Annotated in this window: 42 protein-coding genes and 1 pseudogene; 41 read left to right on the forward strand and 2 right to left on the reverse strand. The window is 31.9% G+C overall.

What is annotated here, in order from left to right; all coding sequences use genetic code 11:
- Positions 1–49: 49 nt before the first annotated feature.
- The 22 genes from thiM (at position 50) to BLQ00_RS16020 (ending at position 11994) form a co-directional block, all read left to right on the forward strand.
- Positions 50–850, forward strand: coding sequence for a hydroxyethylthiazole kinase (gene thiM / locus BLQ00_RS15920; protein WP_093145314.1), 801 nt, complete (start codon positions 50–52; stop codon positions 848–850).
- The gene (gene thiE / locus BLQ00_RS15925; RefSeq protein WP_093145315.1) at positions 847–1482 is read left to right on the forward strand and encodes a thiamine phosphate synthase; all 636 of its coding nucleotides are present in this window, start codon (positions 847–849) and stop codon (positions 1480–1482) included. Before thiM ends, thiE begins: the two co-directional genes overlap by 4 nt.
- On the forward strand, positions 1479–2303 hold the full coding sequence (gene thiD, locus BLQ00_RS15930; protein WP_093145316.1) for a bifunctional hydroxymethylpyrimidine kinase/phosphomethylpyrimidine kinase: 825 nt from the start codon (positions 1479–1481) through the stop codon (positions 2301–2303). The genes thiE and thiD overlap by 4 nt, the downstream gene beginning before the upstream one ends.
- A complete protein-coding gene (gene tenA, locus BLQ00_RS15935) occupies positions 2300–2959 on the forward strand; it encodes a thiaminase II (protein WP_093145317.1) in 660 nt (219 codons plus the stop codon). The genes thiD and tenA overlap by 4 nt, the downstream gene beginning before the upstream one ends.
- A 284-nt stretch (positions 2960–3243) precedes the next feature.
- Positions 3244–4239 carry a site-specific integrase gene (locus BLQ00_RS15940; protein ID WP_229792644.1) on the forward strand — a complete coding sequence of 332 codons (996 nt, stop codon included), beginning with the start codon at positions 3244–3246 and terminating at the stop codon, positions 4237–4239.
- Positions 4240–4347: 108 nt separating this feature from the next.
- Positions 4348–5238: a helix-turn-helix domain-containing protein gene (locus tag BLQ00_RS15945; protein WP_093145319.1), complete on the forward strand. Its 891-nt coding sequence runs from the start codon at positions 4348–4350 to the stop codon at positions 5236–5238.
- A gap of 93 nt (positions 5239–5331) precedes the next feature.
- Positions 5332–5874 carry an SRPBCC family protein gene (locus BLQ00_RS15950; protein ID WP_139149440.1) on the forward strand — a complete coding sequence of 181 codons (543 nt, stop codon included), beginning with the start codon at positions 5332–5334 and terminating at the stop codon, positions 5872–5874.
- 2 nt (positions 5875–5876) lie between these two features.
- On the forward strand, positions 5877–6089 hold the full coding sequence (locus BLQ00_RS15955; RefSeq protein WP_093145321.1) for a DUF4287 domain-containing protein: 213 nt from the start codon (positions 5877–5879) through the stop codon (positions 6087–6089).
- Positions 6090–6115: 26 nt separating this feature from the next.
- Positions 6116–6751: a DUF998 domain-containing protein gene (locus BLQ00_RS15960; RefSeq protein ID WP_093145322.1), complete on the forward strand. Its 636-nt coding sequence runs from the start codon at positions 6116–6118 to the stop codon at positions 6749–6751.
- Positions 6752–6756: 5 nt separating this feature from the next.
- Positions 6757–7119, forward strand: coding sequence for a DUF1801 domain-containing protein (locus BLQ00_RS15965; protein ID WP_093145323.1), 363 nt, complete (start codon positions 6757–6759; stop codon positions 7117–7119).
- Between the two features lie 9 nt (positions 7120–7128).
- A complete protein-coding gene (locus BLQ00_RS15970; RefSeq protein ID WP_093145324.1) occupies positions 7129–7497 on the forward strand; it encodes a VOC family protein in 369 nt (122 codons plus the stop codon).
- An 83-nt stretch (positions 7498–7580) separates the two neighbouring features.
- Positions 7581–7820, forward strand: a complete 240-nt coding sequence (locus tag BLQ00_RS15975) for a hypothetical protein (RefSeq protein ID WP_093145325.1) — start codon at positions 7581–7583, stop codon at positions 7818–7820.
- A gap of 12 nt (positions 7821–7832) precedes the next feature.
- Positions 7833–8057 (forward strand): helix-turn-helix transcriptional regulator, encoded by a 225-nt coding sequence (locus BLQ00_RS17835; RefSeq protein WP_229792645.1) that lies wholly within the window; start codon positions 7833–7835, stop codon positions 8055–8057.
- 47 nt (positions 8058–8104) lie between these two features.
- On the forward strand, positions 8105–8572 hold the full coding sequence (locus tag BLQ00_RS17840) for a helix-turn-helix transcriptional regulator (RefSeq protein WP_229792646.1): 468 nt from the start codon (positions 8105–8107) through the stop codon (positions 8570–8572).
- Between the two features lie 11 nt (positions 8573–8583).
- Positions 8584–8898, forward strand: a complete 315-nt coding sequence (locus BLQ00_RS15985) for a hypothetical protein (RefSeq protein ID WP_229792647.1) — start codon at positions 8584–8586, stop codon at positions 8896–8898.
- An 85-nt stretch (positions 8899–8983) separates the two neighbouring features.
- Positions 8984–9577 (forward strand): Crp/Fnr family transcriptional regulator, encoded by a 594-nt coding sequence (locus BLQ00_RS15990; RefSeq protein WP_093145326.1) that lies wholly within the window; start codon positions 8984–8986, stop codon positions 9575–9577.
- Between the two features lie 64 nt (positions 9578–9641).
- The gene (locus tag BLQ00_RS15995; protein WP_093145327.1) at positions 9642–10025 is read left to right on the forward strand and encodes a VOC family protein; all 384 of its coding nucleotides are present in this window, start codon (positions 9642–9644) and stop codon (positions 10023–10025) included.
- A gap of 13 nt (positions 10026–10038) precedes the next feature.
- Complete coding sequence (locus tag BLQ00_RS16000) at positions 10039–10434, forward strand: SRPBCC family protein (protein ID WP_093145328.1); 396 nt, start codon at positions 10039–10041, stop codon at positions 10432–10434.
- Between the two features lie 10 nt (positions 10435–10444).
- The gene (locus BLQ00_RS16005; protein WP_093145329.1) at positions 10445–10864 is read left to right on the forward strand and encodes a VOC family protein; all 420 of its coding nucleotides are present in this window, start codon (positions 10445–10447) and stop codon (positions 10862–10864) included.
- A 2-nt stretch (positions 10865–10866) separates the two neighbouring features.
- Positions 10867–11244: a nuclear transport factor 2 family protein gene (locus BLQ00_RS16010; protein WP_093145330.1), complete on the forward strand. Its 378-nt coding sequence runs from the start codon at positions 10867–10869 to the stop codon at positions 11242–11244.
- 2 nt (positions 11245–11246) lie between these two features.
- Positions 11247–11702, forward strand: coding sequence for a DUF1569 domain-containing protein (locus tag BLQ00_RS16015; protein WP_093145331.1), 456 nt, complete (start codon positions 11247–11249; stop codon positions 11700–11702).
- Between the two features lie 40 nt (positions 11703–11742).
- On the forward strand, positions 11743–11994 hold the full coding sequence (locus tag BLQ00_RS16020; protein ID WP_093145353.1) for a hypothetical protein: 252 nt from the start codon (positions 11743–11745) through the stop codon (positions 11992–11994).
- Between the two features lie 4 nt (positions 11995–11998).
- Here the strand turns inward: BLQ00_RS16020 and BLQ00_RS16025 are convergent, their stop codons facing one another.
- Positions 11999–12421: a DUF1330 domain-containing protein gene (locus tag BLQ00_RS16025; RefSeq protein WP_093145332.1), complete on the reverse strand. Its 423-nt coding sequence runs from the start codon at positions 12419–12421 to the stop codon at positions 11999–12001.
- A gap of 133 nt (positions 12422–12554) precedes the next feature.
- On the opposite strand from BLQ00_RS16025, the gene BLQ00_RS16030 reads away from it, so the two are divergent.
- The 15 genes and pseudogenes from BLQ00_RS16030 to BLQ00_RS16105 all read left to right on the forward strand — a co-directional run.
- Positions 12555–12881: an ArsR/SmtB family transcription factor gene (locus tag BLQ00_RS16030; RefSeq protein WP_093145333.1), complete on the forward strand. Its 327-nt coding sequence runs from the start codon at positions 12555–12557 to the stop codon at positions 12879–12881.
- 4 nt (positions 12882–12885) lie between these two features.
- Positions 12886–13350 carry an SRPBCC family protein gene (locus BLQ00_RS16035; protein ID WP_093145334.1) on the forward strand — a complete coding sequence of 155 codons (465 nt, stop codon included), beginning with the start codon at positions 12886–12888 and terminating at the stop codon, positions 13348–13350.
- Between the two features lie 6 nt (positions 13351–13356).
- Positions 13357–13740 carry a DoxX family protein gene (locus BLQ00_RS16040; RefSeq protein ID WP_093145335.1) on the forward strand — a complete coding sequence of 128 codons (384 nt, stop codon included), beginning with the start codon at positions 13357–13359 and terminating at the stop codon, positions 13738–13740.
- A 22-nt stretch (positions 13741–13762) separates the two neighbouring features.
- Positions 13763–14152 carry a DoxX family protein gene (locus BLQ00_RS16045; RefSeq protein WP_093145336.1) on the forward strand — a complete coding sequence of 130 codons (390 nt, stop codon included), beginning with the start codon at positions 13763–13765 and terminating at the stop codon, positions 14150–14152.
- 1 nt (position 14153) lies between these two features.
- On the forward strand, positions 14154–14618 hold the full coding sequence (locus BLQ00_RS16050; RefSeq protein WP_093145337.1) for a phage tail protein: 465 nt from the start codon (positions 14154–14156) through the stop codon (positions 14616–14618).
- A gap of 15 nt (positions 14619–14633) precedes the next feature.
- Positions 14634–14990, forward strand: coding sequence for an iron chaperone (locus tag BLQ00_RS16055; RefSeq protein WP_093145338.1), 357 nt, complete (start codon positions 14634–14636; stop codon positions 14988–14990).
- On the forward strand, positions 14991–15575 hold the full coding sequence (locus BLQ00_RS16060) for a YdeI/OmpD-associated family protein (protein ID WP_093145339.1): 585 nt from the start codon (positions 14991–14993) through the stop codon (positions 15573–15575).
- A gap of 367 nt (positions 15576–15942) precedes the next feature.
- On the forward strand, positions 15943–16341 hold the full coding sequence (locus tag BLQ00_RS16070) for a nuclear transport factor 2 family protein (protein ID WP_093145341.1): 399 nt from the start codon (positions 15943–15945) through the stop codon (positions 16339–16341).
- Between the two features lie 724 nt (positions 16342–17065).
- On the forward strand, positions 17066–17794 hold the full coding sequence (locus tag BLQ00_RS16080) for a GNAT family N-acetyltransferase (RefSeq protein WP_175445479.1): 729 nt from the start codon (positions 17066–17068) through the stop codon (positions 17792–17794).
- Between the two features lie 104 nt (positions 17795–17898).
- Positions 17899–18498: a Crp/Fnr family transcriptional regulator gene (locus BLQ00_RS16085; protein WP_229792648.1), complete on the forward strand. Its 600-nt coding sequence runs from the start codon at positions 17899–17901 to the stop codon at positions 18496–18498.
- Positions 18499–18563: 65 nt separating this feature from the next.
- Positions 18564–19259, forward strand: coding sequence for a dienelactone hydrolase family protein (locus tag BLQ00_RS16090; protein ID WP_093145344.1), 696 nt, complete (start codon positions 18564–18566; stop codon positions 19257–19259).
- A 20-nt stretch (positions 19260–19279) separates the two neighbouring features.
- Complete coding sequence (locus tag BLQ00_RS16095) at positions 19280–19729, forward strand: DMT family transporter (protein WP_093145345.1); 450 nt, start codon at positions 19280–19282, stop codon at positions 19727–19729.
- A gap of 143 nt (positions 19730–19872) precedes the next feature.
- The gene (locus BLQ00_RS16100; protein ID WP_139149441.1) at positions 19873–20217 is read left to right on the forward strand and encodes a GIY-YIG nuclease family protein; all 345 of its coding nucleotides are present in this window, start codon (positions 19873–19875) and stop codon (positions 20215–20217) included.
- A 17-nt stretch (positions 20218–20234) separates the two neighbouring features.
- On the forward strand, positions 20235–20402 hold the full coding sequence (locus tag BLQ00_RS17660; protein WP_175445480.1) for a hypothetical protein: 168 nt from the start codon (positions 20235–20237) through the stop codon (positions 20400–20402).
- A gap of 19 nt (positions 20403–20421) precedes the next feature.
- Positions 20422–20583: pseudogene (locus BLQ00_RS16105) on the forward strand (YdeI/OmpD-associated family protein); the annotation flags it as partial.
- 362 nt (positions 20584–20945) lie between these two features.
- Here BLQ00_RS16105 and BLQ00_RS16110 read toward each other — a convergent pair.
- Positions 20946–21272 carry a winged helix-turn-helix transcriptional regulator gene (locus BLQ00_RS16110; RefSeq protein ID WP_093145347.1) on the reverse strand — a complete coding sequence of 109 codons (327 nt, stop codon included), beginning with the start codon at positions 21270–21272 and terminating at the stop codon, positions 20946–20948.
- A gap of 313 nt (positions 21273–21585) precedes the next feature.
- Here BLQ00_RS16110 and BLQ00_RS16115 point away from each other — a divergent pair, with 313 nt between their 5' ends.
- The 4 genes from BLQ00_RS16115 to BLQ00_RS16135 form a co-directional block, all read left to right on the forward strand.
- Positions 21586–21960 (forward strand): hypothetical protein, encoded by a 375-nt coding sequence (locus BLQ00_RS16115; RefSeq protein ID WP_093145348.1) that lies wholly within the window; start codon positions 21586–21588, stop codon positions 21958–21960.
- Positions 21961–22828: 868 nt separating this feature from the next.
- Complete coding sequence (locus BLQ00_RS16125; RefSeq protein ID WP_054724510.1) at positions 22829–23656, forward strand: alpha/beta hydrolase; 828 nt, start codon at positions 22829–22831, stop codon at positions 23654–23656.
- Between the two features lie 584 nt (positions 23657–24240).
- Positions 24241–24774, forward strand: a complete 534-nt coding sequence (locus tag BLQ00_RS16130; protein ID WP_093145350.1) for a dihydrofolate reductase family protein — start codon at positions 24241–24243, stop codon at positions 24772–24774.
- Between the two features lie 10 nt (positions 24775–24784).
- Positions 24785–25059 (forward strand): RidA family protein (locus BLQ00_RS16135; RefSeq protein WP_093145355.1); only part of this gene is annotated, 275 nt, incomplete at its 3' end.

Raw genomic sequence — 25059 nt, forward strand, 5'->3', positions numbered from 1 at the left:
CATTCTAGAGAAGCCTTCAGCCGTATTTATAATTTTAAAAAATACATCTATGGTAGCATCTCTTTGGAAAAACATCCTTCTCGTTCGAAAAAAATCACCCTTAGTTCATAATATCACAAATTTTGTAGTGATGAATAACACCGCCAATGCATTACTGGCGGTAGGAGCATCGCCTATTATGGCGCACGCTCATGCTGAAATTGACGAAATGACCAGCTTGTGTGCTTCGTTAGTCATCAACATAGGGACGCTCGACGAATATTGGGTGGAAGCTATGTGTAAGGCTGCAAAGAAAGCAAACCAGGCAAGCAAACCCTTTATTTTAGATCCAGTGGGCGCTGGAGCCACCCATTTTAGAGACAGTACCTTGTCAAAATTAGTGGATTTGAAACCCACGGTCATCAGAGCAAACGCATCTGAAATCTTAGCACTTGCCAAATTCAATAAAACGAAAACAAAAGGAGTCGATAGTACGGCTCACAGTTCGGAGGCTATCGAAGCTGCAAAGGTTCTTAATGAAACATTTGGGGCGGTGATTTGTATTTCTGGTGAAACAGATATTGTGGTTTCAGGAGAACGGCAAATACAGGTAAAAAATGGGAGTCCGCTAATGACTAAAGTTACAGGATTAGGGTGTTCGGCTACTGCGATTATTGGAGCATTTATAGCTGTAATTGAAGACAAAACAGAAGCCGTACTCGCCGCAACAGCTTTAATGGCAATCGCAGGAGAAATTGCAGCAAAAGAAGCAAAAGGTCCCGGAAGCTTACAAGTTTTACTGCTGGATAAACTTTATAACATTACGGAAGCGGAATTTACACAGCATTGTAACATAGAACGAGTATCGTGAAAGAAGTATTTCCATACAAACTGTACCTCGTAATTTCTGAAGAAGGTTGCGCTGGGCGTGATTTTTTACAAGTTGCAGAACAGGCAATTTTAGGAGGAGTCGATATCGTGCAACTGAGAGAGAAAAAGGCCTCAAATTCCAAGTTTCGTGAAATAGCTTTTCGATTACAAGAGGTGCTTGTTAAAACGGACACTCCCTTAATTATAAACGACAATCTGGAAGTAGCACAACACGTAGGAGCCTACGGAATTCATGTAGGGAATAATGATGTGACACCTTCTCAGATTCGGGCTGTGTGGAAGGACTGCAAATCGATAGGCTATTCCATCGAATATCTAGCACAAATGAAAAGCAAGGAGGTAGCAGCTTCCGATTGTTTGGCAGTTAGTCCGGTATTTAAAACGCCAACCAAAATAGATACCATCACCGAATGGGGACTGGAAGGGGTTTCACAAATCCGAAGAGAAACCAATAAACCATTAATAGCAATTGGAAATATGAATTCGGACAATGTATTTGAGGTTGTAAAAGCGGGAGCCGATTGCATTGCTGTTGTTTCGGCCATCTGCGCGGCAAAAGACCCTGCGATGGCTGCATTTACACTGAGAAATCAAATTGAAAAAGCACTATGAAAAAAAAGCAGTACATCACAACGTTGACCATTGCAGGTTTCGATCCTAGCGGTGGTGCCGGAATTCAAGCAGATATTAAAACGATGTCAGCTTTGGGGTGTTATGCCACTTCGGTACTCACAGCATTGCCAGTTCAAAACACGGTGGGCGTACGGTCAATTTACCCTGTTCCTTACCAAGCTGTAAAAGAGCAAATAGAGGCAGTACTGGAAGATATTTTTCCAGATGCACTAAAAATAGGAATGGTGCATACCAGCGAATTGGTGACGACCATCGTCGAAACCTTGCGTAACTACCCTAAAATGCCCATAGTGTTCGATCCCGTGATGGTAGCAACAAGCGGTCATAAATTAATTGAAAATGAAACCATACAGCGTATCGTGAACACTCTTTTTCCTATTGCAGATATCATCACACCCAATCTTGACGAAGCAGGCATTTTGGCCGATATGAAAATTGAAACCGTTGAGGAAATGTATCTGGCTGGAAATAAAATAAAACAGCTAGGCGCCAAAAACATATTGCTGAAAGGAGGCCACTTGAAAACAACGCAACTGACTTCCTTGTTTTTTAGTGAAGAGGATGAGGTGCATGAATTTCATTTTGAAAAATATGAAACCAAGAATACCCACGGTTCAGGGTGTAGCTTATCGTCTGCGATTGCGTCTTATTTGGCACAAGGAAACTCAATGTTGGAAGCCGTTACCTTGGGGCAAAACTATGTAAAAGAAGCCATCTATCAGGGCAAAGACATACATATTGGTAAAGGGAATGGCCCTTTGAATCACTTTTTTAACCCAGTAAAACTTATGAAAAAATGAATTGGTCAACAAACGCATGGGAGCACATAAAACCCATTTACAACTCCATCGTAAAAATGCCTTTTATTACGGAACTAAGGGAGGGAACCTTGCCGGTAGAAAAATTTCAGTTCTATATGGCGCAAGATTCCCATTATCTAGAACACTTTGGTAGAAGCTTGGCAATTATTGCAAGTAGAATTCAAGAGGTCACAGATATGCTCGCTTTTATAAAATTTGCTGAAGGGGCAATTGTTGTAGAAAACGCACTTCACGAATCCTATTTTAAAGAATTCAACCTGACGGGGAAAGGCAACATGCAACCTGCTTGTCATCACTATGTGCATTCTCTAAAAAGTACGGCTACGTTAGCAAGTGTTGAGGTAGCAGTTGCCGCAGTACTCCCTTGCTTTTGGATTTATAGAGAAGTAGGAACGTTTATTTATGAAAACCAAAACACAGCAGCGAATCCGTATAAAAAATGGATAGATACCTATGCCGGTGACGACTTTGACGTGTTGGTAAAACAGGCGATTGAAATTGCAGATAGATTGGCTTCAAAGTGTACCACTGCCCAACAACAGGCGATGACCGATGCTTTTTGTACGTCTAGCCACCTAGAATTTCAATTTTGGGATGCTGCCTATACGTTGCGAACGTGGGAAGATAGCCTATAGTTTTATTGAATTTGAGAGCGTGTACATTGGTACGCCAGAACCGTTGTAGGGACAATTACTATAGCTCCAAGAGAAAAAAATAGAGGAAAGAGTTAGTTTTTTAAAAATCGCATAGAAGGGTAGGGTAGCCCCTACGAATACGGAAACCCGTAAGGGTGTGTGGTAAAACTACCTACATTTAGAAATACTAAGACAGTACTCATGGAGATTTTGAGAGATATGAGTACCTTTAGTTGTGATATAAAACGTTAGAGCAGCAAGTTTATGATACACACCACACAATATTGAAAGACAAAATAACTGCAACCTCTGCAGTTTTAAAATCTAAACTTCAAGGTGTTGATGATAAACAAAGAATGTTAATTCCAATCTTCAAAGATCATAATAACAAAATTAAAGAACTGGTTGGAAAAGAATATGCTCCAGGAACATTAGAGCGTTACAAAACATCTTTAAAACACACAATAGCTTTTTTAGAATGGAAATATCAAATATCGGATATAAATATTGCAAAAATCAATCATGCTTTCATAACAGATTATGAATTTTATTTAAGAAGTGTTAGAAATTGCAATAATAACACAGCTGCTAAATACATCAAGAATTTCGGTAAAATCATAAAGATATGTTTGGCCAATGATTGGCTAGACAAAAATCCATTCGCCAATTATAAAGCAAAAGTTAGAGAAGTCGAGCGTGTATATTTAACAGAAGAAGAAATCCAAACCATGTTGAATAAAGATTTTAAGACAGAAAGACTATCGCTAGTTCGTGATATCTTCCTTTTTAGTTGCTTTACAGGATTAGCATACATTGATGTCAAAAATTTAACAAAACTGCATATAAGCATTGGAATCGATGGAGAGAAATGGGTATTTACTCACAGACAAAAAACAGAATCCGCTTCAAAAATTCCCATACTCCCTGTTACACAAATGATAATTGACAAGTATGCACAGCACCCGCAATGTATAAACGAAAACAGACTGCTTCCTATTTTGAGTAATCAGAAAATGAATGCCTATCTTAAAGAAATTGCAGGTGTTTGTGAAATTGAAAAAGATTTAACTTTTCATATTGCACGCCACACTTTTGCAACCACCGTAACACTTACAAATGGTGTTCCTATAGAAAGCGTAAGTAAAATGTTGGGGCATAAAAATTTATGGACTACCCAACATTATGCGAAAATTTTGGATAAAAAAGTAAGTGAGGATATGAAGGTTTTGAGAGATAAATTCAGTTTAACTGATATAAAATCTCATAAAAAAATAATTTAACTTATTATAATAAACTACTATCAAACAACTTATAACTATGATTGTTTTTCTAAATATCTTTTCTTTGTAATTCAAAACAAACATTAACTATATAAGAATAGAAATTTAATGAAAGAGAAAAGTATTCCTTTTTATACTTCTATTAATGATTTTCTAGAATCAATACCTGTCAATCATAGGACTAAAAATCCTATGTTTTATTGTATGCGTTTAGAAGAGCATAAAGATGAAATTTACAAAGCTCCATTTCGTAGAGATTTTTTTTTTATAGGTTTAATAACATCTAAAGGAAAAACCAATGTTATTTATAACAATCAAGATGATCATATAAAAGAGTCATTTCTCACTTTTCAATGTTCAAACTTGATTTATAGTTTTTACAAAGAAAAAAATACGGAAGGTTATCTCATTTATTTTAAACAGGAATACTTTAATTTTTTAAAATTTGATTTTTTTAATGAATTCCCATTTTTTAATATTTTAAACATCAACTTATTTCAACTAGAAAATAAAAAATATCAAGAATTAGTACCAGTATTTGAAGAGGTATTTAAATCTTATGAAAATATAGATGTCTTTTCCAAAGTTACTACACATAAATTTCTTGCCTTACTCTATAATCTAAAAGAATTTACTAAGATTCAAAATGAATTACAACTATTAATAAATTCTAGTCATTCCATTACAAATCAATATTTAAAATTGGTGAATGTTCATTACCTCGAAAAACGAACAGTTAAAGAATATGCTACCTTATTAAATATCAGTGCTAGTCACTTATCTAAAACCGTTAAAACTGAAACTAATAAAAAAGCACTTTCGCATATTAATGACAGGCTTATAAAGGAGGCAAAATCACTGATTCAATTCACTAATTTAAGCATAGCTGAAATAGCGCATCAATTAGGCTTTTCTGACACTTCTAATTTTGGTAACTTCTTCCGTAAGCATACTTCAACCAGTCCACTAACATTCAGAAAAAACTACACAACCCGATAAACACCATTTATTCCCGCTTTTGCACCATTTAATTGATTTAGGTTCATTTAATTTTGTTTCAAAATAAATCAAAACCAATCAAATTAAATGAAAATGTTAGTATTAAAAATCGCAGTTGTTGTAATTGCTATAATCAGTGTATTGTGTGTTATTGCCATATTTACAGCAAAAAAATACACCATTAAACGTGAAATCACCTTAAATAATAGTAACTCAGAGATATATGAGTTTCTACGTTTTCATAAAAATCAAAAACTATTTAATCAATGGTTGAGTTACGACCTTAATACGAAAATTGAAATAAAAGGAAGCGAAGATGGTAAAAAAGGAGCTACACTTCATTTTTCCAGTAAAAGTAAAAAAACAGGTAAAGGAGAATGGGAAACCACAAATCTAGTAGAAAACAAAAGAATTGATTTTGAACTTCGATTTTTAGAACCTTATACGTTTACAGCAAATGGTTCACTTTATCTAAAAGAAATTGGTGCTAATAAAACCAATCTATTATGGGAATACCATAGTGGTATGGATTGGCCAATGAACATTACGCTACTTTTTATGGATATGGACAAAATCATTGGGAAGGATATTGAAGCTTCTTTGGCTAAAATCAAATCAAATACAGAAAAACTATAATTATGTCATTCCAAACATACATCAAAAACATAGAAGAAAAAACAGGTAAAACAGCAGAAGATTTTCAAACATTAGCAGAACAAAAAAGCTTTACCAGGAATGGAGAATTAGTTGTAAAGGCTACCGAAGTGACCAATTGGTTGAAAGAAGACTTTCAGTTAGGCCATGGTCATGCAATGGCTATGTATGCCTATATAAAAGGGAAAAGAGAATAAACTACCATCCTTAAAATTATAATTAAATGAACAAGTTAACTGTCACAAAAATAAGTGCTATCGGATTTGTTGTCCTATTAGTCATTTTACATTTCATAAACACATCAGTAAATCCAATATGGCAACCCATTAGCGAATATGCATTAGGAAATGCAGGTTGGTTGATGCAGATTGTATTCTTTTTACTTGGTATAAGTTTTTTAACCTTAGGCTTATATCTAATTAAATACTTACCCAAAATAGGTTCTAAAATTGGAGGAGTGTTGTTAGTAATAGCATCTCTTGGTAATTTCTTAGCAGGCATTTTTAATACTGATCCTGTGGATACTTTACCCGAGTACATGACTATGAGTGGCCAAATTCATAACGCAGCAGCAGGATTATTAGGTTTTATGATTTTGGCTACGGTGTTTATTACTTATCAATTTAGAAAACAGGAAAAGCTTAAACCATTTAGAAAAAATATGTTTGTATTTACTATAATTCTTTGGGGTTTAGAGTTTGCTTTAATTGCTGCTATGGGTATTTATTTAAATGAAACAAACGGTATGATAACACCAGAGACTCCTATTGGTTGGCTTGGTAGAATCGTTATCGTATTTTGTGCTATTTGGGTTTGGAGTTGTGCTCATTATCTCCAAAAATCTAATTTCAAAAATTAGCTCATATGAATACCATCAATCAATTCATAAAAGATAAAATTAAGGAAGAGCATCAACCTATTTTTTCAAAGTTTAGGAGCTTGATTAAAGCAAAATTTCCAACACTAAAAGAAGAAATGCGAGGAGGAACCGAAAAATATTATGGTGTCCCAGTTTATAGATACAATAGAATTATCATCTCCGTGAGCCCTACCCTAAAAGGAATTACCTTTTCATTTACGGATGGTAAACAGTTTGATGACAAGTATAAACTACTGGAAGGAATCGGAAAAAAATCATTAAATTTAAGATTGAGTGACCCTAAAGATTATAAAGATGACATACTTGAGTATTATATTTTACAAGCGATTGAATTAGATAACAAATAAAGATGTGTAATGAAAACAACCATTCTAAGAATAGTTCCTAACATTTATTCCAATGATGTGGAAGCAAGCAAAAAGTTTTATACTCAGTTTTTAGATATGAAATTGGTGATGGATATGGAATGGGTTTTAACTTTTGCATCCAAAGAAAACCCAAAGGCCCAAATCACAATTATTCAAAATACGGGGAACAAACCACTGGATAATAAAGCCATTTTTCTATCCATAGAAGTGGTGAATATTGACCTATGGTATGAAAGAGCAAAAACACAAGATATTGAAATAGTTTACCCAATAACAACCGAATCTTGGGGTGTAAAACGATTTTTTGTCAAAGATCCCAATGGAGCAACAATCAATTTATTGTCACATTGTGTTTAGTTTTTTAAAAATTAAAAAAGACCGTCAAAGGGTTGTCACAATTCCTAGTTTTCTTTGTTGTATAAAATTATAATTGTTATAAAATGATAGAAGTATATAAAACTAATATCTTAAAAAAGAAACAAGCTAGGAGAATAAAGAAACAAATAAAAAATAGGTTTCCTAATTACTGTATTGATTTTGATCTTGAAGATTGTGATCATATTTTAAGAATCGAAAATTTTAACGATATATTAGACAATGATGTTATTATTAATTTGGTTCAAAAACAAGGTTTTAATATTGAAATTCTAACAGATGAAATTTCTATAGTAGACATTTAAAATACTATTGTGATGGCATATACAGATAATATTTCAAGACTTTCACGGTTAACGGCAATTCATTTAAAATTACAGTCCAATTTATATGTGACTGTAGAACAATTGTCGGAGCAATTCAATATTAGCAAAAGAACTGTTTATAGAGATTTACTCGCTTTAGAACAAGCCAATGTTCCTATTGTGGCTGTGGAGGGGAAAGGTTATACTTTATGGACGGGTGTAAAATTCCACCTGTAATGTTTACAGAAACTGAAGCAAGTGCACTCATTTTTGCGTAAAAGATAATGGCGAAAACCAAAGATGAATCTCTAATTAACGAATTTAATAATGCCATAGATAAAGTAAAAGCAGTATTAAGAAGTGAAGAAAAATCAAAAGCTGATTTTTTAGCGAATAGAACATTTATAGGAAAGAATTGGCAAAATGAAAAAACAAGTAATTTTCTTTCTGTAGTACAACGTGCTTTAACAAATTTTAATGTATTAAAAATAGCCTATAAAAAAGAATCTGACTTAGAACCAATTCTAAGAGAAATAGAACCTTTTGCTATTTACCATAGTTTTTCAGAAGATTGGATTGTAGTAGCTTGGTGCAGGTTGAGAAATGAATATAGAAATTTTAGAATAGACAGGATAAAAACCATCGTTAATTTACCCGAAAAATTCGTTCCACACCAAATGACAATGGAAGAATATGGTGAAATCCAGCGGAAAAAATATTTAGAAGTAAATAGTTTACATTATAAAATATAAAAACAACCAAAATGATAACCGTAAAAGTAACGTACACTGTAAAACCTGATTTTGTTCAGAAGAACCAAGAAAACATTAACTTGTTTATGACTGATTTCAAAAAATGGACACTAATGAATTCCGCTACGGTTCCTATGTGTGTGGAGACGGCAAAACATTTGTTCACCTATCTCATTACAAAAATGAGAACATTCAAAAAAAAAATGCTTCAGGTGCCTTCATTTTTGTCTTTTCAGAAACAAAGAGATGAAAGTAGCTTAGAAGGCTTGCCAGAAATTGAAGTAATGGAAGTAGTTGCTTCTTCATATGATATTTTTAAGTTTTAAAACCTATAAATAAAAAGGAATTTTTCCTACTCCAATTTTAAAATTATAGAATCTCAATATTTTGTATTTTTAAACAAAAAAAATAATGACAGATTCCTTTTTTGAAAGTATTTATAACTATCCAAGTATTAAAAAAGAGGACTATAAAGCTATTATGGCCGCCCACACCAAAGTTGAGTTTTCAAAAAATGAAATCATACTTAATGAAGGCAAAGTAAGCAATGAATATTTTTTGATAAAAAAAGGTTTGTTTCGTTCATTTGTTATTGACTATAAAGGCAACGAGATTACTACCGATTTTTTTAGTCCTGATGATATTTTAATTGAAGTAGCTTCTTTATTTCTTCGAATCCCTTCAAAAGAAACCATTCAGGCATTAACAGACTGTGAAGTTTATAAAATTGAGTTCAATGATTTTCAAAAATTGTATGGCACTATAGAAGGCTTTACCGAATGGGGAAGAACTTGGATGTCTCAGCAACTTTTTATAGTTAAACACCGTGCTGTAAATATGCATACACAAAGTGCTTCTCAACGGTATTTGAGCCTTGTCAAAGAAAAATCTCAAATCATTAAAAAAGTACCATTAAAATATATAGCTTCTTACTTAGGCATTACCGATACCTCTTTGAGCAGGATTAGAAAAGAAGTACTATCTCAAACCGAGAACTTGCCATAGGACAAGATTTTTTCGCTTTCCTTTTTTCACCTTTGTAATCGTAACAATTAAATAAATAGATAAGATGAAAAAATTTAATCCTGTAGTGTGGTTCGAAATATATGTAAATGACATAGATAGAGCTGCAAAGTTTTACGAAAATGTACTTCAAGTAACATTGGAAGATATGAGTGATCCAACCAATGGGACTGTACAAATGAAATGTTTTCCTAGTAATATGGAAAATTACGGTGCAGCTGGAGCTTTAATGAAAATGGATGGGATAACACCTTCTACAAATGGTAGTCTTGTTTATTTTGGTTGTGAGGATTGTAAGATTTTAGAAAATCGAGCAGCTGAAAATGGAGCTGAAATTATTCAAGCGAAAATGGGAATTGGAGAACATGGCTTTGTATCTATTGTTAAAGATACTGAAGGGAATTCTATTGGGTTTCATTCCTTAAAATAAGAATGAATATATTATGGAAAGTATTGAACATATCAACTACATAAAAGCCCCTATTTCTAAAGTCTATAATACACTTATTTCTGAAGACGGGTTAGGAAATATTTGGACCAAAAAACTCCAAGTAAAACCAGAAATTGGTTTTGTGAATGAGTTTGATTTTGATGAGGGATATATTACGAAATTTAAGATACTTGTACTTGTAGAAAACAGTAAAATAGTCTGGGAATGCATCGAATCTGATGAAGAATGGGTAGGAACTAAAGTATCATTTGAACTTACTGAAAAAGACAACAAAACAAAAGTTACCCTAAAGCACTTTAACTGGAGCGAACGAACCGACTTTTATCGTTGGTGTAACTACAATTGGGCTATGTTTTTATTTCGAATGAAAAACTATTGCGAGTCTTAAAATTCTAATTATGAATATAACACAGATTTGGGCAAATCTAAGTGTAGAAAACATCGAACAAACGACAGAATTTTATAAATCATTGGGCTTTCAGTTAAATGGAAGCCCTTCAGAAGATTTAGTAAGTTTCTTTTTTGGTTCTGATAATTTTGTGATTCACTTCTTCTTAAAAGAAAAGCTACAAGAAAGCCTTGAAGGAAAAACGTCTGATTTAACATTAGGCAATGAAGTGATGTTTTCTTTATCAGTTGAAAACAAGGAAGAATACAACCAATGGGTAACTAAAATAAAGAATGCTGGTGGTAAAATTTTATTCGACTCTAACAAGGATAGAAAAGCTTTTTATGATGAAAATGGATTTTATGTTTGTGTGTTTTCCGACCCAGATGGACATAAATTTAACCTGTTATATAATGCTAAAAACGATTAAAAATGACCAAAATAATATCGAGTCCAAATTGCGGCAATTCTCCCAAAATGGAGTTTTTAAAACTGTTTAACATAGCCTTTGCTAAAGGAGATGTTGCCTTTTTAACCGAAAATGTAACAGATGATATCATTTGGAACATTATTGGCGTCAAAAAATTAGAAGGAATAAAAGCGTTTACTGAGGAATTAGAAAAAATGCAATCTGTAAAAACATCTGAATTGAGAATTGACCAAATCCTATCTCACGGCAAAGAAGGAGCTGCAAATGGGTTGATGAAAATGAAAAACGGAAAGCAATATGCATTTTCTGATTTTTATCTGTTTCAGAGTGCTAAAGGAGAGAAATTAAAAGAAATAACATCATATTGCATAAAATTATAAAGATGAAAACCATTTTTGACCCGAACATCAGACTACAGCTAATCAAACGAATTGAACAAATCAATGCAGACAGTAAAGCGCAATGGGGTAAAATGAATGTTTACCAAATGATAAAACATTTGAATATTTGGAATCAATGGGTGTTAGGTATTAATAACAATATACCTTATAAACAAGACTTTCTTGGTAAACTTATTGGAAAAATGGTCTTAAAGGCCAACACCAAAAACGACAAACCAATGGGTAAAGGTGCACCAGCAGGTTCAAACTTTACTATCAAAGAAAAAAGTGGAGATATTGAGAAACAAAAGCGAAAACTAGTAGAATTAACAGAACATTATGGACACTATGACAACCCAGATTTTATTCATGGTTTTTTCGGCAAAATGACCAAAGAACAAATTGGGATTTTCGCTTATAAGCATTATGATCATCATTTAAGACAGTTTGGAGTTTGACTTACATTCATTGTATAGAAGTATAAATCTCTTGAAGAAAATGAAAGTGAATCCCCAGATTAATACTCCCTCTGCCACGGTCGAGATTTTCAAAACCAATGTCACGCATAATCAGTTAGCCAACAAAATAGTAGCTGATTTCAAGCAATTATATCCTGAGTATCGCATCAATTTTGATTTAGAGGATTGTGATAAAGTACTTCGTATAGAAAGTTATACAGGTATTGATATTTTAGGCATTCTCAACTATGGCAGTTTAAACAATTTAGAAATAAATCTTATTGACTATTAGATGCTTAAAATTTTATTTCAGAGCTTGGTAGCAAACGTGAATCTTCAAGTGCAGCAGTTCTATGACCAGCATTTTTTAGATAATCTTCACTTTGAGCAAATTCCATAAATTTTAGTACCGATTGATGTTTAACCAATAATATTGCATCCCATTTTTCAGTTTCAGGTCCTATTAAAAAATCTTTTCCCTTTCCATAATATACAATTTCACTACCTGCTTTTAGAAATTGTGATTTTGTGGTATCGAGATATAGCTGATAGGCTTCTTCTCCACTAATTTCTTGTTTGGGTCTTAGATGTTTTAAATTTGTATAATCAGCTATTTCTTTAAATTTTAATAGATTTAACATTACTATTTCTCCCCTGTCCTTAAAGTTTTGATAAAATTGTTTACCACTATTGGTTGTGGCTTCTAAATATTTTTCCATTACAAATTATTTAATCTAACCATTCATTTACAGTTGTCTAATTTAAAATAATACACATTTTAATTATATTTTTCTTTAAAAAAATTGCGCAACTAAATAACTGCACTTATATTTGCAGTTAAATAACTGCGTAATGAAATTAAGAAGAGACGTTTTTCAAGCCATAGCCGACCCAACTAGACGAACAATTATCACATTGGTTGCGGCAAGTGCAATGACACCGAGTGCTATTGCCGAAAATTTTGAATACTCCAGACAAACTATTTCCAAACACATCCAAATTCTTACCGAATGTGAAATATTGGAACAAGAGCAAAAAGGCAGAGAAATCTATTATCAACTAAATCCTGATGGGATGAAACAAATAGCCGATTTTATAGAACCTTTTAGAAAACTATGGGACGACCGATTTAATTCCTTGGAAGCTATTATGAAGCAGCATCAATCAAATAATACATAAACTTATGGAACAAAAAACAAAAATTAATGCTCTGGAAGGCAAACAGGAACTAACCATAACCAGAGATTTTGAACTTCCTGTTGAACTTGTTTACAAAGCCTATACCGAAGCAAAATTTGTAGCGCAATGGATGGGAACCAACGTACTAAAGTTGGAAAACAAAAAACACGGAAGTTATGTGTTTGAAACCTCACACGAAGGCAATGTAATGTTTAAGGCAAATGGAACCATACACAAGCTTATTCCGAACCAAGAAATAGTACGAACTTTTGAAATGGAAAATATGCCGATAGGTGTACAATTGGAGTTTTTGAATTTTGAAAAAATTACAGAAGACAAAAGCAAGTTAACCATTCAGGTTATTTATAAATCTGAAGCACATCGTGCTGAGCAATTAAAACTACCTTTTGTTTATGGCTTAAATATGGCACATAATAGACTTCAAGAAATCCTTATCTCATTGATATAGAACTGAATGGAAAAAAGAAATAAAATTATCTATTGGTCATCTACAGTTATACTTTCATTAGGATTTTTTCTAGGTGCAATTGCCCAATTAATTAAAGAAGAACATACTACAGAGTCTGTTGTTCGCTTGGGTTATCCTCTATATATAATGAATATACTAGGTGTTTGGAAAATACTAGGGGTAATTATTTTACTAGTTCCGAAATATCCCAAGATAAAGGAATGGGCATATGCTGGTTTTTTTTTCGTAGCAAGTGGTGCAGCAATTTCACACATTGTTTCAGGTGATAGTTTTTCAGGGTATATAGGACCTGTTATTTATGTTATACTAATTATTACCTCATGGTATTTCAGACCAGCCGACAGAAAAATCAAAAAGCTAATCAATTAATAAACAAGTTAAATAAGTCAAAATGGAAAAAAGAAACAAAATTATCTATTGGGTTGTTACCATCTTCCTTTCGTTCGGAATGTTAGCAGGTGGTATTCAGCAATTACTACAAATTGGCGGCTATAATGAAATTGTAACACAATTAGGTTACCCGCTATACCTGTTAAGTATTCTAGGTGCTTGGAAAATACTAGGTGTCATTGCTATCCTCATTCCTAAGTTCCCGCTTTTAAAAGAATGGGCATATGCAGGCTTCTTTTTCGCCATGTCTGGTGCATTCATTTCTCATTTGGCAGTCGGTCAATCCTTCTTAGATGCGATACCGTCTTTAATATTAATGACAGTTACCGTCCTATCTTGGTATTTCAGACCAGCTACAAGGAAATTACCAGTAATCATTAATCAAAATTAATATGGCTAATAAAGTAAATTTCAAAGAGGTTTCTACATCCGGTTTGGAAGCATCTCCGGTTAAAGAAACCCTAGCAGGACTAAGAGCACACGAAGCGAGATATTTTATGAATAAGTATAAACTAGATTTTATAGTCTATCCAGCAAAAGATTCTCCTGACAACATTAATTGGGTACATAACATTTTAAAAAAGGAACGAGATATTGAAATTAAAAACGAGCCGTTGGAAACTGCAAATTTGATGATTGGAAACACTAAATGGATCTATGTATTTTATCAAAATGGTTTGGCTATAAATGTATTATATCCACTAGATGAACCAAAGAAACGGGCTGTGGGTTTTAAACTTTCTGAAGGCATGGAAGTTCCAAACGAATTAAAGAGTAAGTTTAAGTTTGCCAGACAAAAGTCGAAATTGGCAGGTACAATTCGTGGTTCTTTTTTCGTTATTAAAGGCGAATATTAAATGTATACATTGTAAATGAACAGTAAAAAACCAAAAACAATTGATGAGTTTATTAATTTCTCACCAGAAGAATCTCAAGAAATTATGATTAAGCTTAAAAGGCTAATTGAAATTACTGAACCAAATGCAGAAAGTGGTATTAGTTGGAATGTGCCCATCTATAAATACAATGGCATTCTTGCTGGATTTTCCTTGGCTAAAAAACACGTAAGTTTTGGCATAGACTCATTAACAGAAGAAATGCGTAAAATATTGGAAGAAAAGGGATATAAAACAGGAAAAAAAACCATTCAAATAAAATTTAACCAAGATATTCCTTCAGAAGAACTGATAAGCTTGGTAAAAGAGCAAGCTAAATTAAACGAAATTTAAATGGAAAAAGTAGACCAATACATCGAAAAGATAAAGAACTGGAAAGAAGAAACCATTCTATTGCGAGAAATCTGTTTAGAATGTGGTCTCGAAGAGGATTTTAAATGGATGCATCCTTGTTATACTTTTCAAGGTAAAAACATTGTACTTATTCACGGTTTTAAGGAGTATTGTGCCTTGTTATTTCATAAAGGAGCATTACTTAATGATGCTAACAACCTTTTAATTCAACAAACCGAAAACGTGCAGTCAGCTCGTCAAATTCGATTTAGAAACAAACAGGAGATTGTTGACTTAAAAGTAGTTATAAAAACCTATATATTTGAAGCCATAGAGGTGGAAAAAGCAGGATTGGAAGTAAAAATGAAAAAGACTTCTGAATATGAAATTCCTCAAGAACTTGAAGAAGCATTAAAAAGTAATCCCGAATTAGAAACCGCATTTTATGACCTAACCCTAGGGAGACAAAGAGGATATTTACTCTACTTCTCACAAGCCAAACAATCCAAAACACGAATATCAAGAATTGAAAAAGCAAAACCGAAAATTTTTGAGGGAAAAGGATTAAATGATCGAGAAGTATAAAACATCCAATTAGCTATGGAAAACTATCCTAAAGACAAATTAATACAAGCCACAACAGTTATTGAGTCACTTTTACATAAATGTGAAAAGTCCGTACTAAAACTTTCGGATAGAACGTCACAATATACTTTATTAAAGAATCGAATCGAGGCTCTCAAAATTGCTATAGAGCTTATAGAAAATGAGGTTGAAAACAAATCTATAGACAATGGAAAGTGAAAATAACAGCTTAATCCAAATGGACTTTTTAAGAATCCCATTTATTATTATTTTAGCTCTTATATTTAATATAGCATCATTGATTATATTCATTTGTCCGCAGTCATTGTAAAACGACATTCAATAATTGAAAAAAAAAAGGTATAATATGGAAAATAGTATAAATAAAGTCATTCAAAATTTTCTCAAATATCTTGCAGAAAGAAATTTAGAAGATTTGACTAAACTATTCGTTGAAAATGTGGATTGGTATATTCCTGGCGACGAGAGTAAAGTTGAATGGCTAGGAAAAAGAAATAGTCGCAAGGAAGTTTATGAGTTTTACGACCTATTATGGAAAAATACTAAACCGATTTCAGCAAATATTGATAACATTTTTATTAACGACAACAAAGCAGTAATAACAGGAGAATTTTCGACAATAATGCTTCAAACAAACAAGATAGTTAATTCATTATTTTTTATACAAATAACTGTTGAAAATGAAAAAATTGTAAAATACAGACTTTTAGAAGATAGTTATGCAGTTTCTATCGCATTGACGTAGAGCAAAACTTATATGACACTATAAAAACAACAAACCGCTAACAAGGCAGTATCAAAAGTGAGATGAAACGGCTTCGAATGAAAATTTGTGCCAGGTTTGACTTTAGTTCTTCTAATCATTTTTTGCGCTAAAAATCCCTGCCTTCTGCAATACCTAAACCGTTATTCGTCAGCTTTACGAACCTTACAATTATTTAACCAAAGAAATCTAAAGTAAATGAACTTAAATACTAATTATCAAAATATATTATTTCCTTATGCATACAATATTTTAGGTTCTGTTGACGATGCTATGGATGCAATCCAAGACGTAATAACTAAATACATTTCATCATCCAAACCAAACATCGAAAATGAGATTAGCTATCTTATCAAAGGTATAATCAATCAGTCAATCAATATCAAAAAACCATTGTGGATAAAATATGACTTTCAGAACCTATTACAACGGAAAAAGTTGCCGCAAACATAAATCGTGAAAAAACAATTTTTTATGTTAATTGGACTAGGGCTTATACTCACTACCTACAAAAGGCTAATTAAAGTTAGTCTCAAAAAAACATAATTAATCAACATATGTAAAAAACTATAAGAATTCTTAAAACTATTTTTGATTTTTGATTCATTCTATTCACTCTAATACGTTTTATAATACGACTGAATTTGAATAGAAAACCAGAATCTAAATTTATCGCACACTTATGTTGGCGAATAATAAAACAAAAATGAATAATTACAAAAGAGATAATATTAATAATTTAATCTCACTTTGGAAGTTAGCTGGAAATTCGTTTCAGCAATATATCCAAAATGAGCATTTCAGTTACTGTATCATTCCTAATTCAGAATGGCCAAATAGAATTTGGTTTAATAAAAAGATGAACAATAGCATTTTGGAAAAAACAGTAAAAATAATTAAGAACTCCTCTGCTCCATTATCATTAAGTAACTGGAGTGACTTTGATAATCAATATCATCATATTTTCGAGAAGTATGGGTTTATAAAAAAATCAGAGCAAATAGGTATGTCTTTAAAACTACAAAGTAAGTTTGAAGAATTTCACAGGTTGAATTTTATTAGAGTTACAAATCCAAAACAAGCTAAAATTTGGTCGGATATATTTCCTCAAAGCTTTGGATATAGAATTTCGGAAGAAATAATCAATAGAACATTAAACGATACCCAATACTATTTAATTTATAAAGAGCAACAGGCTATAGGAACCGTCATTGCACATGAGACGGATGACCTCATTGGAATTCATGGAATGGGCATAATGCCATTGTTTAGAAAGCAAGGTTTTGCTAAAGAGGCGATGATTCACATACTCAACAAAGCGCTTAGAGAAAACAAAAAAATGGCTACACTTCAATCTTCTGCAATGGGTAATAGGATATACAAAAAATTGGGGTTCACCGAAGATTTTATAATAAACACATTTAAACTAGAATAAGAGCACAAGAAATATATTAAAAATATAGAACAAAACATAATCAATCCGTTCTTTTAGAAAATACTATTGATTTTACATGAAAGATTGGATAAAACTTAAAAACAGTGAATGAACACATAAAATATAGTGCAAATTTTAAAGAAAAAATCTCAGAATATTTTCCAATTTCAGAGGAGTCTTTTAATTTACTTGAGAACATTATGTCTTTTAAAAAATTAAAAAAAGATCAGGTTCTATTAAACTTTGGGCAGGTTTCCAAAAATATTTACTTTGTTTGCAAAGGAACAATAATCGCTTATTTCACTGATGATAAAGGTAACACATACAATAAAAATATCTTTTTAGAAAAGCAGTTTGCAGGTTCAACGGTATCTGCTCTACTTAAAACACCTTCAGAATTTACTTTACAAGCTATTGAAGAAACAATTTTAATAACTATTAACTATCAGCATTATAAAAATTTAATTTATAGCAATAAAGAGCTTAATTGTTTTTATATAGCCTATCTCGAAAAAAATTGGATTATAGATAAAGAACAAAGAGAAGTTTCTCTGGTAATGGAAAATGCAACTACCCGTTATTTAAAATTTTTGACCGATTATCCAGATATTGACAAAAGAATTTCCCTAAATCACATTGCTTCACATCTGGGAATTACACCAACCCAACTAAGTAGAATTCGGAAAAAATTAAAAGAAAAATAGCAGATTCAACATATGTAAATCAACAAGCAAATTAGAGTATATACTTTTGCAAATAAAATAAAAGTATGTCTAAACAAAATTTACAAAATGTTATATACCAAGATGATGGTATTATATTAAACGGATTAATTACCTCAAATCAAAATAAAAACTTTCCCGGTGTTCTCATTTTACCAGCTTGGTATGGAATAGACGAAGAAGCAAAACAAGCAGCAATAAATCTACAGCAACAAGGATATACTGCTTTTATAGCTGATATTTACGGAACAGAAAGGATTCCTACAACCCCAGAAGAAGCATCCAAAGCATCTAAAGGGTATAAACAGAATTTTGAGTTATATCAAAGGCGAATTGTTTTAGCCATAAACGAGCTAATTAAAGCTGGAGCCAATCATTCCAGAATAGCTGTAATTGGATTTTGTTTCGGTGGAACAGGTGCACTTGAAGCTGCTAGAGGTAAACTACCAGTGACTGGAGTGGTATGCATTCATGGAGATCTTTATAAAAATCCTAATAGAAAGAATAATAAAATAAGATCCCAGATTTTAATAATACACCCAGCTAATGATCATACTGTATCTAAAGATGCGTTTGAAAAAATACAACATGAAATGGAAGAAAGTCAAGCAGATTGGCAAATAATTTCTTGCGGAAATTCCAAGCATACATTTACCAATCCTAGCTCACCTGATTTTAACGAAACTATGGCTAACCGTACCTGGATGCAAATCATATTGTTTTTGGATGAAATTCTAAAATAAATTCAAAATAATACTTTACTATGAAACATAATTTAATAATTGGAATTGGATTTTTTGCAGGAGTTTGTTTGGCATTACAATCCGCTTTTAGTTCACAACTAGGCAGTATTCTCAAAAAACCTATTCTAGCGTCAATTTCTACCTATTCAAGTGGAGCATTATTTGCTATATTCTTTGTTGTTATTTTTTCAAATGAAAGCCTAAATCTGCAATTAGCAAAACAAGTACCATGGTATTTATGGTTCATAGGTGGTTTATTTAGTGTTACAGGAATTACAATCTATTACTTTGCTTTTCCTATAATTGGTATGGGTAAAATGGTGGCAATAGGATTGTGTGGTCAACTAATTCTATCAGTAATTGCAGGGCATTTTGGTTGGTTAAATTTACCTATAGAGCCTATTACAGTTAGAAGCTTATTTGGAGTTATGGCAATGATGATTGGTATTTATCTTATTACTATAAAATAAGAAAAAAGGAGTATCAGTCTATTAATATAAAAACTATTGATGATAAAATATAGCTTTTAGGACCTATTGCAACGGAAAAAGCCGACACAAACATAAATAATGAGGGAATTATTTCCTATTCGATGTTGGTACTTTTAGAAAAATTGAATCCCAAAGAAAGGGCTGTTTTTATATTAAAAAAGTTTTCAATTGGCGCTTTTCAGATAAGAATCACCATTAATAATAAGGTTTTTATTGACTACAGCATTAATCTTGATTCAGTATGGAATAGACATCAGTTTCAATTAAATTTCGGTTTACATGCAAATAAGAAACTTCAGAAAGAATGGAAACAATTTGGAGAAGAAAATTTTGTGTATGAAATACTAAGCACATTAAAACAAGATACTGAAACAGCAAAAAGAGTTAATTATGATAAAGAAGCAAAAGAACTTGCTTTAATGATCATTGAAGATATTCAGCCTTATGGTGAAAATGGATATATGTAAAAAATATAAAATATCAAATGGAAAATAATATAATTACCATATCAGAATTAAAGAACCTAAAGTTTGAATACATTAAAAATGAATATGTGATAGCTTTAGTTGATAACCAAGGTTTTGAAATATTAAAAGAGTATGGTATTTCAATTGTAGATGCAATCAATGATTTACATCAAAACTTAATTTGAAAATGAATTTAAATTTAACTCAGAATTAAAAACCGCATTTTCCAATCTAACCCCAGGGAGACAAAGAGGGTACCTACTCTACTTTTCAAAGGCAAAAAAATCTAAAACGCTGATTTCAAAAATTGAAAAAGCAAAACCGAAAACACTAGAAGGAAAAGGTTTAAATGATAGAGAAGTATAAAACATCCAATTAGCTATGAAAAACTATCCTAAAGACAAATTAATACAAGCCTCAACAGTTATTGAGCACTACTACATAAATGTGAAAAGTCCATGCTAAAACTTACGGATAGAACATCACAACATACTTTACTAAAAAATAGAATTGAGGCTCTCAAAATTGCTTTAAAACTTATAGAAAGTGAGGTTGAAAACAAATTGATAGACTATGGAAAATAAAAAAGAACATATCAATCAAATGAACTTTTTAAGAATCCCATTTACAATTATTGCATAAGTTTTTATATTTAGGATTATATCCAATTGTTAGCGGTCATTCTAATAACCCACTTCAAAACAATTAAAACTGACAAGACCAAAAACCTATTTCTTGTTTAAAACATTTTCTAATCCCCAATTGGACATTTCTTTAAATACTAGATTAAGACTTTTCCCTAGATCAGTAAGAGAGTATTCTACTCGAGGAGGGATTTCCTTATATTGTTCTTTAAATATAAGTCCATCTCTTTCTAATTCTTTCAATTGTTGTGTAAGTACTTTTCTTGAAATGGTAGGAATACGAACTGCTATTTCACCAAAGCGCTTTTTTCCAGAAGTGAGATAATATAGAATCACAGTTTTCCATTTTCCTCCTATGAACTTTAACGTTGAAGCTACTGGACATTTTATATCTTCATTCGAATTTGTCATTTTAGTTACTTTTAGGTTACTACTTTTTTAAATGTTACCAAAAGGTAACAAGTTACTTATTGAAACTTTAATTAGTTTCTTTGTGAAACAAAAGTAAGTTATAATTCAAAAAAACAGAAAATATCTCAATCATTAATGATTCAATTAAATAAACGAAATGATAAAAAGTTATTATATAGGTGACACAAAAGCAATAAGTATTAATATATTCCTCATTATTTTTTGACACACCACGAGTTTTTTAACTTCTTGTGGATCGATTAAACGGAAAGAACAATCTGAAATTCAAAAAATAAATTTAAACACAAATAAAATGAAAAAAGTACTATTTATAGGAATGAACCCTAAAACCATTGACTTTACAAATCCAGAACTACCAAAGGATCTTACTTCTGCAATAATTGAAAAAGGTACAATTGCTACACTGAACAAACTAAATGCTAGTGGTTACCAAACCGACCTTTTTTTAATTGATACCGGGACAACAGATTTGAGTCAACTCGCTGGTCAATTAACAGGAAAAAAATATGATGGAGTGGTTGTCGGTAATGGCATTAGAGGTGTGAAAGTGAATTTTATAACTTTTGAACAGGTCATAAATGTAGTTCATACTTATGCTCGAAATGCTAAAATCATTTTTAACTCTTTACCAACTGATACTGAAGAATCAATCAAACGCTGGTTGTAGAAAGTAAATTTATGACTTAAGCATCATTAAATTGCATATATTTTGTTAGAAGTACGACATAATAAAAGTAGAAAAACAACAAACCGGCAACAAAGATGTATAAAAATAATATGGGTTGAGTGCCGAACCCAAGGATGCTGGATATTAACAAAGTCCGCCAAATTTACAATTTGACGGTTAAAAGAAAAACAACGGTAAAATTGTAAATTTAGCTAAGTTCAATACCGAAAGTAAGTATATTTTTAATCCCTTACTATTATACTAACCGTTAGCGGTACACTAAAAAAATGAATCAATGATAGTTTTCAATTTGCTACTCCTTACCCACTTCATAGCGTTTCTCCTCTTTCTGGCACAGTTGGTAGTGTTGTTTCCGAAACGAGAAAAACAACTACATAAAACCACAATTTTTGTTGGGATAACCATTGTAACTACTGGTGTTTTATTACAATGGATGTATACACCTATGAGTTTCCAGAAAATCGTTGTCAAATCAATCCTCTTTGTGATTATATCCATACTATGTGGGCTTTATAGCGGAAAAACACTCCCAAATAAAGTTTATTATTCCTTTATTTCGTTAACTGTACTGGCAAGTATAATTGCTGTACTCCATATTTAAGATTTAAGGAGTGTAGTTACGAAACAGAAACCGAATAATAGAAAAGAAAGTCTATAACCCGTAATTTATAAAGACCAACATCGTTAGAACATAATAACACCATTTGCTTGAGAACTGAAAAGGAACTGTTCGTTGACATAATTTGTCGATTGTTTTTTTCTCATAATCAATAGTTTAAAGACTAACAATTTTGTTAGTTATTGTTTCAAAAACAGTCTTTTAAGATCTTTGACAAAAATATAAAAAATGAAAAATATCGTTTTAATTACAATATCTATGGTTTTGACACAATCGCTTTTTGCTCAAAAAGTTTTTAGCATAAAATCAGATAAATTGGAAAGAACAGTTTCAGTTTCTGTACAAAAACCAACAAACTATCAATCTTCAAAAAGCTATCCTTTGGTTTTTATGCTTCACGGTTATAGTGAAAATTATGAACAATGGAGTAAAACAACCAATTTGGAAAAATTAGCAACGGATTATCAAATGATTTTAGTCTGTCCAGAAGGTTTCGTCAACTATTATTTGAATAGTCCAAATTTAAAAACCTTTCAATACGAAGATTTCTTTTTCCAAGAACTTGTTCCTAACATTGAGGAAAAATACAATATTGACAACAAGAATATTTTTATAACTGGTTTGAGCATGGGAGGCTATGGAGCTTTGAGTTTATTCATAAAGCATTCTGAATTTTTCAATACTGCTGCTTCTACAAGTGGAGCTCTTGAATTTGATTACGAAAACTTAAAAAAAGTCAGCTTAAAATTCTTTGAAAGCAAAAGAATGACAAACGATATGGAAATGACATTGGGAAACCCGAAAGAAAATGATTGGCAAAAGTTTAGCATTTCATCTTTGTTAAAAAACCAAAAGGAATTTAATAAAGGTTTTTTTATTGACTGTGGTTTAGATGACCCTTTACTCTCAAACACCATACAAATTAAGGAATTAGCTTTGTCTAAAAAATTACCGATAAGATTTTCAATTCAACCCGGAGAACACAATACTGAATATTGGGCGAAATCCGTTGAATACCATTTTGTATACTTCAAGCAACATCTGAAAACTGAATAGTAAAAATCTGTGGCTAAGGCTAACAATATAACGAACGACACTGTAGAAACCAATGAAGTACAATAAAGTAAAACCATACAAAGAATTAGAACCTTTTATTCATTTCTATTAGGAACTGAGAGGGCACAATCTAGAAAGACAATGGGCATAGGTTTTTCCAGATGGTTGTGCTGGTATAGTAATAAATCTGTGAGATACTTGCTTGATTGACAACGGCTCGACTTTAATGGAGTTTGGGAAACTTACGTAGTTGTTGCAATGACTTCTTTAATAGACAGCTTTATTGACACTGATGTACGTTTAAGGTATGTGCCTTAAACCTGCAACTTTTTACAAATTTCTATAAAGATCCTCTCAAAAGGAATTGACTAAAGACACCGTGAATTGGAAAAATATAAATCATTTAACCTTGATAAAATATAGAAAATCCGTTTAATTATTTTGATCATTTTTACTCCGAAAAAATAATTACCAAATCCAAGTAATTGTTATATTTATCCTCCGACCTTTAAAATGTCGCATTTTTCCAAAGAAAAACACTAGTCAACTTTCTATTTTTGTAGAAAATTAAAATTTCACACCAAATGAGAAAAATAAAACTATTTATAGCAACCAGTTTAGACGGATTTATAGCGCAACCAAATGATGACCTTAGTTTTTTAAAGTTAGTTGAAAAAGAAGGAGAAGATTATGGTTATGATGCATTTACTTCATCCATAGATACGATTATTATTGGTCGTAAAACCTATGATTATGTTGTAAAAGAGATTGGTGCTTCTCACTACGATAATGGGAAAAGAGATGTTTATGTAATTACAAGAACGGAACGTCCAGACAACGGTAGAATTAAATTTTATACAGGTAATATAAAAGACTTAGTAACACAACTTAAAAGCGAAGCGGGTAAAGACATTTATTGTGATGGTGGTGCTGAATTAGTTAACGAACTACTTAAAAACGATCTCATTGATGAACTTACTATTTCCATTGTGCCCATTCTTGTTGGCAATGGTACAAGATTATTTAAAGAAGGCAGACCAGAGCAATTATTGGAATTTGTTAGTGCTAAAACATTTGATACAGGATTGGTACAGTTGTATTACAAGCGAAAAAAATAAACAACGAACAATGATGAATAGAATGGAACATGTAAATCCGGAAGGACTAATAAAAAATTCTGCGTTTTCTCAAATCATAACGACTGAAGGAAACGGAAAGACAATTTATATAGGTGGACAAAATGCAGTAAATGGAAACGGAGAAATTGTAGGGAAAAATGATATTTTAAAGCAAACTGAGCAAGTAATAAAAAACCTTGAAATTGCTCTTAAATCTTGTGGAGTAAATTTTGAGAGTTTAGTGAAATTAAACATTCACATTGTTCAAGGGCAGAATGCTTATGG

Source organism: Ulvibacter litoralis, from assembly GCF_900102055.1.
Classification (GTDB): Bacteria; Bacteroidota; Bacteroidia; order Flavobacteriales; family Flavobacteriaceae; genus Ulvibacter; species Ulvibacter litoralis.